This window comes from Bacillus pseudomycoides DSM 12442, assembly GCF_000161455.1.
Lineage (GTDB): Bacteria > Bacillota > Bacilli > Bacillales > Bacillaceae_G > Bacillus_A > Bacillus_A pseudomycoides.
The window spans coordinates 3832425-3845791 of the sequence record NZ_CM000745.1; the positions used below are offsets into that span (position 1 = coordinate 3832425).

Sequence of the window (13367 nt, forward strand, 5' to 3'; positions counted from 1 at the left end):
CAACAAAAATACTGAAAATTTTAAATAATGTTATTATAATAGATAATAGAATACATAGGAGGGAGATGTAAAGTATGAAAGTAGAAACGCTTCCGGTTATTAAAGGGGAAAATAATTTGTTGAATTATGAAGAAACATATGCAGGTTTCAACTGGGAAGAGGTTAATAAAAACTTTTCTTGGTATGAAACAGGGCGAGTAAATATGGCATATGAGGCAATTGATAAACATGCGAAATCTGATCGAAAAAATAAAGTGGCACTTTATTATCAAAATGGATCGCGCAAAGAGAAATATACATTTAAAGAAATGAAGGAGTTCTCCAACAAAGCGGGAAATGTCCTGAAAAACTATGGTGATGTAGAAAAAGGAGATCGCGTTTTTATTTTCATGCCGCGTTCACCAGAATTATATTTCGCACTTCTTGGTGCAGTGAAATTAGGAGCAATTGTTGGTCCGTTATTTGAAGCATTTATGGAAGGAGCGGTGCGCGATCGTTTAGAAGATAGCGAAGCGAAAGTGTTAATTACAACGCCTGAATTGTTAGAGCGTGTCCCGCTTAATGATTTACCAGCGTTAAAAACAGTCTTTCTTGTTGGAGAGAATGCAGAAGAAGGCGGAAAACTTGTTGCGTTTAATCCATTATTTGAACAAGCTTCTAACAAACTTCAAATCGAATGGTTAGACCGTGAGGATGGATTAATTCTTCATTATACATCCGGTTCTACAGGGAAGCCAAAAGGTGTTCTTCACGCACAGAATGCAATGGTGCAGCATTATCAAACGGCAAAATGGGTGCTTGATTTAAAAGAAGACGATGTATACTGGTGCACAGCTGACCCAGGCTGGGTAACAGGAACTGCTTACGGGATTTTTGCGCCGTGGTTAGTAGGTGGATCAAATGTCGTTTTAGGGGGACGTTTTAGTCCAGAGGCATGGTACGAAGCGTTGCAAGATTACGGTGTAACAGTTTGGTATAGTGCGCCAACAGCATTCCGCATGTTAATGGGAGCTGGCGAAGAAGCGATTAAGAAATACGATTTATCAGCACTCCGTCACGTACTAAGTGTTGGTGAACCATTAAACCCAGAAGTAATTCGCTGGGGAATGAACGCATTTGGTCTTCGAATTCATGATACATGGTGGATGACAGAAACAGGTGCGCAAGTGATTTGTAATTATCCTTGTATGGAAATTCGCCCAGGATCAATGGGGAAACCGATTCCAGGTGTGAAAGCAGCGATTGTTGATAATGAAGGGAATGAAGTACCGCCATATACAATGGGGAACTTAGCGATTGCTAAGGGCTGGCCATCGATGATGCGCGCAGTTTGGAACAATCTGCAAAAATATGAGTCTTACTTTATGCCGGGAGATTGGTATGTATCAGGTGACTCTGCTTATATGGATGGAGATGGATATTTCTGGTTCCAAGGGCGTATTGATGATGTCATTATGACTTCTGGTGAGCGCGTTGGTCCATTTGAAGTAGAAAGTAAATTAATTGAACACTCTGCGGTAGCAGAAGCTGGTGTAATCGGTATTCCAGACCCAGTGCGCGGTGAGATTATTAAAGCGTTTATCGCACTGCGCGCAGGTTATGAAGCATCTGATGAATTAAAAGAAGAGATTCGTCAATTTGTGAAAAAAGGACTTGCAGCTCATGCAGCGCCAAGACAAATTGAGTTCCGAGATAAACTACCGAAAACGAGAAGTGGTAAAATTATGCGACGCGTGTTAAAAGCGTGGGAGCTAAACTTACCAACAGGTGACTTATCAACAATGGAAGATTAAGAAAGAAAGGTCTGAACGTATATTCCGTTCAGGCTTTTCTTTTTTTGTGCTATCATAAAGGATGAACAACTTATATATACGTGTTAAAGGAGATGCTATCATGAAAACAGAAAAAGAAAAAATGATACAAGGGGAAATGTATGTACCTGCTGATCCAGTGTTAGTAGAAGGTAGGGAGCATGCTCGTATATTAACAAGAGAATTAAATGAAACACCGGAAACAAAATATGAAGAGCGTAGTTTAATTGTAAAAGAATTATTTGGATCAACTGGTGACAACTTTCATATTGAATCTTCTTTTAAATGTGATTATGGCTACAACATTCATGTTGGAGAAAACTTTTACGCGAACTTTGATTGCATCATTTTAGATGTATGTCCTGTCACAATTGGTGAGAACTGTATGCTCGCTCCAGGTGTCCACATTTATACAGCAACACATCCACTTGACTGGGTCGAGCGCATAAGTGGTGCTGAGTTTGGGAAGCCAGTAACAATTGGGGATAACGTTTGGATTGGCGGGAGAGCCATTATTAATCCGGGTGTGACGATTGGTGATAATGCTGTTATTGCTTCTGGTGCGGTTGTAACAAGGGATGTACCTGATAACGTTGTGGTTGGTGGAAATCCTGCGAAAATAATAAAAAAAATAAATTAAGCTTTGAACCAAGTGCCTCCCTCATCTGTATACATTTATGAAACAATAGACGAGGGAGGCCTTTATATGTTTAATAAATGGATGCTTATTTTTGCCTTAATAGGAATTATAGTCGTATTTTCTTGTGGTATGTTATTACCTATAGCAATTGGATTTAAAGTCTCAATGATTACAGGCGGGATAATAATGATTGTTATGTTTTCTATCATTATTCCTTTTGATAAGAAATATATTGTGAGAAAAAAGGGGAGTAAAATTGATTTTACAAAAACAAAAGTTTACTTTCGCTGGAATGTATTTGATACAATCTCTGCCTGTATTGCGGCATATGCTTGTCTATGTGTACAGGTGCTTAATTTTTTAGTTTTAAGCGGATTAACAATTCAAAATCCATATGTACAGTTTTTTACGAATCAAGCGCAGGTTTGGACATTAGTCGCAAGTATTTATTTAGTTAGCCGAATCTCTTTAACGTTAAAAGGAATAAAGGAGATTAAAAAACATGGCGCAGATTGGGATTGAGGAAGAGCTCATGCTTGCGTATCAAAATGGAGATAAGCAGGCTGGAGAAAAACTATATGTTTTGATCAAACCAGCGCTATATAAATTTTTGTATCGATTTAACCGTGATGAGCAATTGAGTATAGATCTCGTTCAAGATACGTTTTTATCGTTAGAACGTAAGAAGCATATGTATGAGATTGAAAAGGGGAAAATTAAAACGTATTTGTTTCAAATCGGTTATCGCCTTATGATTAATAAATTGAATCGAAGAAAAAAGTGGCGCTCTCTTTTACCGTTTTTAGTACCGATTCAGGAGAAGGAGTTTTCACAAGAAGACCGGCTCACCGTAAGAGAGGCAATTTTGAAAGTTCCTGAAGATCAGCGGGCTGTCCTTATTCTTTCTTATTATCATGATATGCCGCAAAAGGAAATTGCAGAGGTGCTTAATATTCCTGTAGGAACGGTGAAATCTAGGCTTCATAACGGCATTAAGAAATTGAAGCAATTGCTGGAGGTAGATGAATTTGAACGAAAATCCCTTTGAGAAAGAGTATAAATTGAAACAGTATTTAGATGGCGATCATGTGGCTGTCCCAGATTTTTCAGAGAAAGTAAATCGCTTTGAACGATTGCTGCGTTTTCTTGCCTCTCCAGCAAAAGATCCTGTGGAAGCAACGATTGGAAATGATTTATCGATTGCTTTTCATATGTCGTTATTAGTGGGGGGGATGGGGCTTTCTTTGCTTACAATATTTATTACAAGTCTTTAATTAGAATATGCGAGAGTGTGTCGGTAAAGCGCGAATACAGTAAGATAAGTAAAAACAGTCGATTCCATATATATGGAATCGACTGTTTTGCATTAGCCTTCATCGCTAGCATCTTTAATGAGTCGGACATACTGACCATTTTTTTCATCTCTAATAACAACTCCTAATTTAGCTAAATCTTCTCGGAGGTATTTAGCAGTATCCACTTTTTTCTCTTTTAGTGCGAGTTCCCTAGCATGTAGTAATGCATTAATTTTTTCAGGGAAATCGGGATGTCCTAAAGCCCATCTTTGGTATTCAATGTGAAAAGGATCTTTCTCTTCCCAAGGATAGTGGTAATTATGAAGTGCTTCTCGAACTGTACCTTTTTTTGTTTCAATAACGGCTCTGTATAATTCATTACCATTTTTTCCAAGGATAATAAATTGCTTATTTTCCATATAAATTGTTGAAATGCTCGATTTTTCAATGGTATTTACTGTATCTCCTAATTTTAATTGCAAGCTAGTATAAGAAATTGTAACTTCAAGACTTTCATCAAAAATCGTCAATGTTAATAACATACCAATAATAATGCCGATAATGGTAGCAACAATTGAAACCCATAGACTGTTAAAGGATGTGATGAATAGGAATAACTTTTCCATTGGAACTACAGGAAGTTTTAATATCCAATTTGCAATGACTGGAATGAACCATCCAACCAAACCACCTAATATAATTGGAATGAAAATGACAAGTGTTTTTTCGAACTTACTAAGTCCAATAACGGTTTTGTTATCTCTCATAATTTCATACCTTTCATTTTTTATTAATGTGTATCTTCATTTTTTGAGGTGATTTGAATTTTTCTATTCTTATCACTTCACCATTTCCAATATGGTTTTAATAAGTTCTGCACTAAAATTTTCTAAACTTAGTTGTTTTTGAGGTGATAACAGCGATTCTGATATTGCTCCTTGAATAACGGTTGCAATCACTTGGGGATGAAAGTCTTTAAATTCTTTTGATTCTTGCCCTTGTAGAAGAATGTTTTGCAGTAAGCTATTCTTTAAATCTTCGTCGTCTTCTAATAAATAATAAGGGATGTGATCTGGTGTACGGGCATTAAAAATGATTTCAACTAAAGCGATATTATTTGTTCGGTTTGTAATTTGATAAGCTAAACTCGCTTCTATAAATGTAGTTAATTTTTCTGTAAATGTTTGCTTCTTTACAACTCGTTCATGAATATATGACCATTCTTGTTCAACTAAATATATTAGTGTGTTGTTCATTAAATCTTCTTTGCCAGAGAAATGATAAGAAATGAGCCCTGTACTTATATTTGCTTTTTTCGCTATTTTGGACAAACTTGTGCTTACGTACCCGATTTCCTTTAAAACTTCAATAGCTGCAGTAATGATTTGTTCTCTTCGAGCCTCTGCTATAAATGATTGTTTATTTTCCATCAAAATCTCCCCTAAAAAATTGACTAATCAATTTAAAATTTGAACATTCAATCAAATTTATTATATATAGGTTTCTCATTTTCTGTCAAATCGGAAATTACAGCAAGAGAGTCGAACTGTAACACCTCTTTTTAACTTTTCATTAGCATAGCACGAAAAAACTTAGGTAGTTCATATATACCATTTTCTTCGATTTGACACACACTAGCAAATAATGATATAAAGAAAAGTATATAAATAATTGAGCGTGGAAAGGGAGAAGTAGTGATCATTTCCCTGTTTTAGAGAGCTGATGGTCGGTGAAAATCAGCACATAGATGATCGCGAATTACGCCCCTAGAGCATCTTTTTTCGATTGAATCGTATTCAAAAGGGAAAAGACGGTGCTGAGCCGTTATGTGAATGAGGTGGTAGGCTTTTGCCTGCAACTAGGGTGGTAACGCGATAATCAAAATCGTCCCTTATTTGAGGGGCGATTTTTTTATGTTTTCAAATTTCGCGCTCGATTAATTTAAAGGAGAGTATGTAGGATATGGGTATTTTACAAGATCTTGAATTTCGCGGACTAATTAATCAGCAAACAGATGCTGAAGGTTTACAACAATTATTAGAAAAAGAAAGCGTTAAATTATACTGTGGTTTTGATCCGACAGCAGATAGCTTACACATTGGTCATATGTTACCAGTATTAATGCTACGTCGTTTCCAATTAGCTGGTCATCAACCAATCGCACTTGTTGGTGGCGGTACTGGTATGATCGGTGACCCAAGTGGTAAAAAAGCAGAGCGTACATTAAATACGAAAGATACAGTTGCTTACTACACGGAAAGTATTAAAAATCAGCTTTCAAACTTCTTAGAGTTTGAAAATGTAGAAAATCCAGCAACGATGGCTAATAACTATGATTGGCTTGGTAACTTAGATGTAATTACATTCTTACGCGACATCGGTAAAAACTTCGGTTTAAACTATATGTTAGCAAAAGATACAGTAGCATCTCGTTTAGAGACTGGTATTTCATTTACTGAATTTAGTTACATGATTTTACAATCATACGACTTCTTAAATCTATACCAACAACAAGGTTGCCGCCTGCAAATTGGTGGTAGTGACCAATGGGGTAACATTACAGCTGGTCTTGAATTAATTCGTAAATCAGAAGAAGATGCGAAAGCATTCGGTTTAACAATTCCGCTTGTTACGAAATCTGATGGTACGAAGTTTGGTAAAACAGAAGGCGGCGCAATTTGGTTAGATCCAGAGAAAACAACTCCTTACGAGTTCTACCAATTCTGGATCAATACAGACGACCGCGATGTTGTAAAATACTTAAAATACTTCACATTCTTATCTCATGAAGAAATTCTTGAGTTAGAAAAACAAGTATCTGAAGCGCCAGAAAAACGTGCAGCACAAAAAGCACTAGCTTCTGAAATGACAAAACTTGTTCATGGCGCTGAAGCATTAGAGCAAGCAATTAAAATTTCTGCAGCATTATTTAGCGGTTCTGTAGCTGAACTAACTGCAAACGAAATTGAGCAAGGTTTCAAAGATGTACCATCTGTAGAACGCAGTGCAGAAGATACAGTATTAATCGACTTGCTTGTTGAAAGCAAAATTTCACCATCAAAACGCCAAGCGCGTGAAGATGTAACAAATGGTGCAATTTACGTAAACGGTGAGCGTACACAAGCATTAGATTATGTTGTAACAGAAAAAGACCGCATTGAAGGTAAATTTACAATTATCCGCCGCGGTAAAAAGAAATATTTCTTAATTCGTTACTAATCAATAAAGATTTATGAAAAGGGCTTTGAGGAGACATACTCCTCAAAGCCCTTTTGTTTTAATCTTCTTTCTATGTTCATACGGAAATCACAAGTGAGGAGTATGATATATGTATAAGATAAAAGAAAGGAGTGGTAAAAGAAAATGTCACTAGAAGCGCTCATCATCTTTTCTTTGCTAAATGCTGGTCAGCTTGCGGAGAATACACAAAGTGATGTACATAAAAATCCTAAAGATGCTTATGTGTATGTGGAGAAACAAGAAGATAAATAAACTTTATTTTATATATAAGAATAAGATAAAAAAGGATGATAAAGATAGCGTTCGCTTTCGTTATCATCCTTTTTTAATAAGTGCTATAAGAACGAAAAAAGCCGATCCAAATGAAGTGCACCCCGATTGTTAGACACAGTCTAACAATCGGAGGTGCACTTTTTTATGGCTAAATTTTCTTCAAAAGAAAAAATACGAGCGATAAGACGATATTTAGAGGGGACTGAAGGTGGAAAAACAATTGCTAAATCTATTGATGTTCACCCCAGTATGCTCTATCAGTAGATTAAACAATATGAATCCTTAGGTGAAAATGCTTTTGAAAAACGCTATACATCCTACTCTACCCAGTATAAACTAGATGTACTTAATTATATGAACGAACAAGGGACATCTATCAGGGAAACAGCGGCGTCCATCCATGGAAAGGAAAAGAAAAAAACAAATACAACTAAAGATCAAGGAATAGTTGAAGGTTCGATAGAGGCACTACAAGCGGAAAATGAGCGTTTACGTATGGAAAATGCATATTTAAAAAAGTTGAATGCCTTAGTTCAAAACAAGGAGAAATCACGAAACAAGACAAAGCCCAAGTAGTCTATGAATTAAGGCATGAATTTTCAGTGAAGGTGCTACTTCAGCTCGCAGGTATTCCGCGCAGTACGTATTATTATTGGGTTAAAAGATTCAATCTTCCTGATTCAGATGTAGAACTAAAAGGATTGATTCGAACCATTTATGACGAACATGAGGGGTTTTATGGTTATCGTCGTATTCGTGATGAACTTACGAATCGCGGACATAAAGTAAATCATAAAAAAGTGTATCGTATCATGAAAGAATTGGGATTAAAATGTCTCGTTCGTATGAAAAAATATCGCTCTTATAAAGGAACAGTTGGAAAAATTGCACCTAATATTTTAAATCGTAACTTCCAAGCTGAAAAACCAAATAAAAAGTGGGTTACGGATATTACGGAGTTTAAATTATTTGGAGAAAAGCTATATCTATCGCCAATGTTGGACTTATTTAATGGTGAAATTATCACATACACAATTGGTTTAAGACCAACTTATTCACTTGTTTCAACGATGTTAGACCAAGCGTTTGAACACTTAACAGTCAAAGATACACTCTTGATCCATTCTGATCAAGGTTGGCACTATCAAATGAAACAATACCGTCATTCCCTTGCTAAACGTGGCATTACACAAAGCATGTCTCGTAAAGGAAACTGTTACGATAACGCAGTGATTGAAAACTTCTTTGGCATCATGAAGTCAGAATTTCTGTATCGAAAAGAATTTAAGAGTATAGAACATTTTAAGAAAGAACTAGCAAAATATATAAAGTACTATAATCATAAAAGAATTAAGGCAACCTTTTGGGCATGAGCCCGGTACAATACCGGACCCATGCCCAAAAGGTTGCCTAATGAAATAACCTGTCTAACTTTATGGGGTCACTTCATTTTTAGGTGGGCGGCTTACCATTTAATTCAAATATTTTCTATATAACTTTCTGCTATATCAATATCTTTTGTCATTTCTAATTCTGGAAATTTTTCATCTAATTTTCTTAAACAATTAATAAATTCTTTACTTTGCACAATTTCTGCTATATCTTCAAAAACTTCACTTATCCAATATAAATCTTCTTTACTACAATTCTCTAAATATCTTATAGTATTTTCCTCATTTTCTGAGAGAACTTCTATTATTTCATTCCAACTTGTTTGTATTCCATAATCATCATTTAAATTTAATTTTTTTCTTTTATCTAATATAACTTGCATTTTATTTTCTATATTCATATTAATCCTCCAAACTCTATCTACGGTTGTTGAGTAGCATCCGGGAAAATAGTCCCTATCTCTCCATTTATTGTTTAAATCCTTTCTACTATATTCATGGAAAATTATACCATATCCCTAAACTCCTTCATTAGAGATTATGTTGATAATGAAAAAGGATATATAGTTAAGGTAAATCTAACAATAGAACGATGGAGAACGTTTTTTACATCTTTAATACCAGCTGAAAGAGAGTTAATTTTAAAAAGAAGATTGAAATAGAAGAAACTTCAAAAAAAGAAGGTGAATAACATTCTTTTTTGAAGTTAGACGAGCAGAAGATTGAAGATTTTTTTTCGAAGAGTTACGGAAACGTCTAGATAACATTGAACAGAGAAAAACATTTTAAGATATAAAAGAACTATGCAGACAAACAAGTATGAGTGGAAATACCATCAAAGAAAATTTCTTTTATGATGAACATTTTACGAAATATAAAATAGGTGGAAAGTGGTATTTTTCAGCACTAGAAACAGAAAAATTTCTCCTTATGTGGATAAAAGAGCAATGAAAATTTTTGAAGAAAAGAAGGGCTAATAATCATTAACTACAAATAAGATAAATGTACTATGGATTTACAGAGCTTTTTAGTATTTTGTTTACACTTATCCATTTCTATACACACGCCAGCCTTTTTAATTGTGGCCCCAAACTGGCCCCAATTACATTCTTTTTTATGCCTTATTTTGCATTATTAAATAAAATAAAAAAAGCCCAGAAACCTTGATTTAACAAGATTTCTAAGACTTTTAATACTACTCTTTGCAGAGCATCGAGATTAACGAGAGTAGAACTCTACGATTAACGCTTCGTTGATTTCAGCAGCTAATTCAGCGCGCTCTGGTAAGCGAGTGAAAGTAGCTGCTAATTTATCAGCATCGAAAGTTAAGTATTCTGGTACGAAGTTGTTAACTTCGATCGCTTCTTTAACAACAACAAGGTTGTTAGATTTTTCGCGAACGCTGATAGTTTGACCAGGTTTTACACGGTAAGATGGGATGTCTACGCGAGCACCATCAACCATGATGTGACCGTGGTTTACTAATTGGCGAGCTGCACGACGAGTGCGAGCTAAGCCCATGCGGTAAACTAGGTTGTCAAGACGAGCTTCAAGAAGAATCATGAAGTTTTCGCCGTGTTTACCTGGCATTTTACCTGCTTGGTCAAATGTGCGACGGAATTGACGCTCAGTCATGCCGTACATGTGACGAAGTTTTTGTTTCTCTTGTAATTGTAAACCGTATTCTGAAAGTTTCTTACGTTGGTTAGGACCGTGAGGACCTGGTGCGTAAGGGCGTTTTTCTAATTCTTTACCTGTGCCGCTTAGAGAGATTCCAAGACGACGAGACAGTTTCCAAGCTGGACCTGTATAACGAGCCATAGTTGACTCCTCCTTTAAGTGTTTTTATTTTCGTAAAATAAAAACAGACGTAATCGACATTTATGCGCATTTTGTTTTCATGTACCTTCGCTCCAGCAGCAGGGAGTTACGAGATACACCTCAAACGTGAGGAACAAAATACAAACGATAAACTCACATCACAAGGCTGCCTTTTTATTTTACACAAACGCTATTATATCTTTTGAATCTTATTTCGTCAAGTGAGTTCGTATTTTGTTTTATACATGTAAAGTTTGGAAATTACAAGAAGGAATTTAAAACAACATGAAAGAAAGGATAGCAACAGATAGAAAACGCTTACATAAAATAGAAACATAAGGGGGATGTTTGTATGAAAAAGAAACAGATAGAAACAGCGCTGATTCATCACGGGTATGATTCCAAGATGCATAAAGGGAGTTTAACGCCACCGCTATTTCAAACTTCAACGTATACATTTGAAACAGCGCAGCAAGGAGAAGCAAGTTTCGCTGGGCAGGATCCATCTTACATTTATTCAAGACTTGGAAATCCGACTGTGGAATTGTTTGAGGAGCGTATGGCTGTTTTAGAAGGAGGAGAATCGGCGTTAGCGTTCGGTTCTGGAATGGCCGCAATTTCGGCGACACTTCTCGCATTTTTACGTGCTGGAGATCATATCATTTGTTCAAACGGTTTGTATGGATGTACGTACGGTTTTTTAGAAGTGTTAGAAGAGAAGTTTATGATTACACATTCATTATGTGATATGGAAACAGAAGAAGAGATTCAGGCAAGTATGCGTCCAAATACAAAGTTGATATTTGTTGAAACGCCCATTAATCCGACAATGAAGCTCATCGATTTAGAAAAGGTTATTAAAGTGGCAAAACAAAATGAACTGCTTGTCATTGTCGATAATACATTTTGCTCGCCTTATTTACAAACGCCTCTTACACTCGGCTGTGATGTTGTTCTTCATAGTGCTACAAAATATATTGGCGGTCACGGTGATGTTGTTGCTGGTGTGACGGTTTGTAAAACGAAGGAGCTAACTGAACAAATTCGGCCGATTCGAAAAGATATTGGCGGAATTATGGCGCCTTTTGATGCATGGCTTTTGCTGCGTGGTTTAAAGACGTTAGCTGTACGAATGGACCGGCACTGTGATAATGCGGAAAAAGTCGTGGCCTTTTTGAAAAATCACGAAAGTGTTGAGGCAGTTTGGTATCCAGAAGGAGAAATAGCATTGTCTCAAATGAAGCGCGGAGGCGGTGTGATTTCATTTACGATTAAAGGTGGAAAAGAAGAAGCACAGGCATTCATGAATGAATTGCAATTTATTACAATTGCGGTGAGTCTTGGTGACACAGAGACGTTAGTGCAACATCCAGCAACGATGACGCACGCTGTCATTCCAGCGACAGTACGCCATGAAATGGGCATTTCTGATAATTTAATACGCTTATCTGTTGGATTAGAATCATGGGAGGATATTGTCTCGGATTTAGCGTACGCGTTCCAGAAGCAATCGAATGCATTTTCTCATGTGAATGGGGAATGAAAAAAATGAGCCATCGATTTACTAAATAGATGGCTCGCATCTTTTACATATGTTTTAGGAGCGTTTCCACAAACTTCTCTAAGTAGTGCTGATCCACTTCATCGAAACGATTTTTTTCAGGACTATCAATATCGAGTACACCGATGACGGTGCCTTCTTTTATAATCGGTACAACAATTTCGGAATTAGAAGCGCTGTCACAAGCGATATGCCCTGGAAATTGATGAACATCTGCAACAAGTTGTGTTTTTTTTGTTTCAGCTGCTACGCCGCAAACACCGCGTCCAAATGGAATACGAACGCACGCAGGCATTCCTTGAAATGGCCCGAGTACAAGTTGATTTCCTTCTGTCACATAAAAGCCAACCCAGTTAATACGCTCTAAAAATTGGTTTAAAAGAGCAGAAGCATTTGCTAAATTTGCGACCACATTTGATTCACCCGTTAACAATGCATTAAGTTGTTTGATTACTGTTTCATATTGCTGCTCACGTGATCCTGCATAACTTTCTTTTGTAAACATGGAAACGGCACCCTTTCTATCGAGAAATGTAAAATCATAGCAAAATACGCTGTATTTCATATGACTTTGTCGATAGAAAATTAAAGGAATTTGTCTTAAAAGTCAAGAAATTTACATTATAGCTGTTCAGGGTGAGAGGAAGTGAGCGCATGAAGCAGACGAAACAAAAGGTAATTGATGCGGCAATTTCATTGTTTTATACGAAAGGGTACGATGGAACATCGGTGCGAGATATTGCAAAGCGGGCGGATGTGAATGTGGCCAATATTTCATATTATTTTGCTGGAAAGCAAGGTTTATTAGAACAGCTTATAACTGATTTTTTAGAAGGATATGTCGGGGTAATTGAAAGGTCATTTGAACAAAGAGAGTATTTGCCAGCTAAAGAAGTGATGAATCAAATTGTACGAGGAATTTTACGCTATCAGTTTGAGCATAGGGAACTTACTCGGTTTTTTTACCGAGAGCTTTCAATTGATACAACGTTGATCCGGGAAGTGATGACTGTTTATTTTTCTAAAGAAAGATATTATATAGAGCAAATCATTAAGCAGGGGCAAGTGCAGCAAGAGTTTCAAAAGGTGTCTTTTACAATGTTTATGACGCAATTAAAGGGCATGATAAACATGCCGTATTTATATCCACAATATATATCGGAGGTACTGCATTCGTTTCCATCAGAAACATTCTTTTTGGAAATGTATACGAAAGAAGTAGAGCAATGGATGGAACAAATATTATGTTTAACGCATATGTATTATCCGTTACCGAGAGCAGTCCATATGTAAAATACCCCCGCCATATTTTAGGTGGGGATATTTTTTGGCGTG

The 13367-nt window shown here is 36.4% G+C and carries 14 protein-coding genes, 1 pseudogene and 1 other annotated feature; of the genes and pseudogenes, 10 read left to right on the forward strand and 5 right to left on the reverse strand.

From position 1 onward, the window contains the following. The first annotated feature begins 74 nt into the window (after positions 1-74). The 5 genes from acsA (at position 75) to BPMYX0001_RS19485 (ending at position 3725) form a co-directional block, all read left to right on the forward strand. Positions 75-1793 carry an acetate--CoA ligase gene (acsA, locus tag BPMYX0001_RS19465; protein WP_006096112.1) on the forward strand — a complete coding sequence of 573 codons (1719 nt, stop codon included), beginning with the start codon at positions 75-77 and terminating at the stop codon, positions 1791-1793. 100 nt (positions 1794-1893) lie between these two features. Then, the gene (locus BPMYX0001_RS19470) at positions 1894-2451 is read left to right on the forward strand and encodes a maltose acetyltransferase domain-containing protein (RefSeq protein ID WP_033799131.1); all 558 of its coding nucleotides are present in this window, start codon (positions 1894-1896) and stop codon (positions 2449-2451) included. Between the two features lie 66 nt (positions 2452-2517). Beyond that, entirely contained in the window at positions 2518-2973 is a 456-nt protein-coding gene (locus BPMYX0001_RS19475) for a hypothetical protein (RefSeq protein WP_006096114.1), read from the forward strand. Continuing rightward, positions 2954-3499: an RNA polymerase sigma factor gene (locus BPMYX0001_RS19480; protein WP_033799132.1), complete on the forward strand. Its 546-nt coding sequence runs from the start codon at positions 2954-2956 to the stop codon at positions 3497-3499. Before BPMYX0001_RS19475 ends, BPMYX0001_RS19480 begins: the two co-directional genes overlap by 20 nt. After that, positions 3480-3725 carry a hypothetical protein gene (locus tag BPMYX0001_RS19485; RefSeq protein WP_018782782.1) on the forward strand — a complete coding sequence of 82 codons (246 nt, stop codon included), beginning with the start codon at positions 3480-3482 and terminating at the stop codon, positions 3723-3725. The genes BPMYX0001_RS19480 and BPMYX0001_RS19485 overlap by 20 nt, the downstream gene beginning before the upstream one ends. A 92-nt stretch (positions 3726-3817) precedes the next feature. Here BPMYX0001_RS19485 and BPMYX0001_RS19490 read toward each other — a convergent pair whose 3' ends face one another. Both BPMYX0001_RS19490 and BPMYX0001_RS19495 read right to left on the reverse strand, forming a co-directional pair. Continuing rightward, a complete protein-coding gene (locus BPMYX0001_RS19490) occupies positions 3818-4513 on the reverse strand; it encodes a YqeB family protein (RefSeq protein WP_006096117.1) in 696 nt (231 codons plus the stop codon). Positions 4514-4585: 72 nt separating this feature from the next. Further along, the gene (locus BPMYX0001_RS19495; RefSeq protein WP_006096118.1) at positions 4586-5176 is read right to left on the reverse strand and encodes a TetR/AcrR family transcriptional regulator; all 591 of its coding nucleotides are present in this window, start codon (positions 5174-5176) and stop codon (positions 4586-4588) included. A 239-nt stretch (positions 5177-5415) separates the two neighbouring features. Beyond that, positions 5416-5641 (forward strand) — a binding site (T-box leader). 67 nt (positions 5642-5708) lie between these two features. On the opposite strand from BPMYX0001_RS19495, the gene tyrS reads away from it, so the two are divergent. The 3 genes and pseudogenes from tyrS (at position 5709) to BPMYX0001_RS29585 (ending at position 8673) form a co-directional block, all read left to right on the forward strand. Beyond that, entirely contained in the window at positions 5709-6965 is a 1257-nt protein-coding gene (gene tyrS, locus BPMYX0001_RS19500) for a tyrosine--tRNA ligase (RefSeq protein ID WP_003201146.1), read from the forward strand. Positions 6966-7109: 144 nt separating this feature from the next. After that, the gene (locus BPMYX0001_RS19505) at positions 7110-7238 is read left to right on the forward strand and encodes a hypothetical protein (protein WP_003201148.1); all 129 of its coding nucleotides are present in this window, start codon (positions 7110-7112) and stop codon (positions 7236-7238) included. A 165-nt stretch (positions 7239-7403) separates the two neighbouring features. Then, positions 7404-8673 (forward strand): annotated as a pseudogene (locus BPMYX0001_RS29585) (IS3 family transposase). A 63-nt stretch (positions 8674-8736) separates the two neighbouring features. Here BPMYX0001_RS29585 and BPMYX0001_RS19520 read toward each other — a convergent pair. Further along, on the reverse strand, positions 8737-9051 hold the full coding sequence (locus tag BPMYX0001_RS19520) for a hypothetical protein (RefSeq protein WP_006096121.1): 315 nt from the start codon (positions 9049-9051) through the stop codon (positions 8737-8739). Between the two features lie 817 nt (positions 9052-9868). Next, positions 9869-10471 (reverse strand): 30S ribosomal protein S4, encoded by a 603-nt coding sequence (gene rpsD, locus BPMYX0001_RS19530; protein ID WP_006096123.1) that lies wholly within the window; start codon positions 10469-10471, stop codon positions 9869-9871. A gap of 352 nt (positions 10472-10823) precedes the next feature. Between rpsD and megL the strand changes: the two genes are divergently transcribed. Continuing rightward, the gene (gene megL, locus BPMYX0001_RS19535; RefSeq protein ID WP_033799133.1) at positions 10824-12014 is read left to right on the forward strand and encodes a methionine gamma-lyase; all 1191 of its coding nucleotides are present in this window, start codon (positions 10824-10826) and stop codon (positions 12012-12014) included. A 43-nt stretch (positions 12015-12057) separates the two neighbouring features. On the opposite strand, the gene BPMYX0001_RS19540 is transcribed toward megL, so the two are convergent. Further along, complete coding sequence (locus tag BPMYX0001_RS19540) at positions 12058-12537, reverse strand: GAF domain-containing protein (RefSeq protein WP_033799134.1); 480 nt, start codon at positions 12535-12537, stop codon at positions 12058-12060. A 149-nt stretch (positions 12538-12686) separates the two neighbouring features. Between BPMYX0001_RS19540 and refZ the strand changes: the two genes are divergently transcribed. Next, a complete protein-coding gene (gene refZ / locus BPMYX0001_RS19545) occupies positions 12687-13325 on the forward strand; it encodes a forespore capture DNA-binding protein RefZ (RefSeq protein WP_018781589.1) in 639 nt (212 codons plus the stop codon). The last annotated feature ends 42 nt before the right edge of the window (positions 13326-13367 follow it).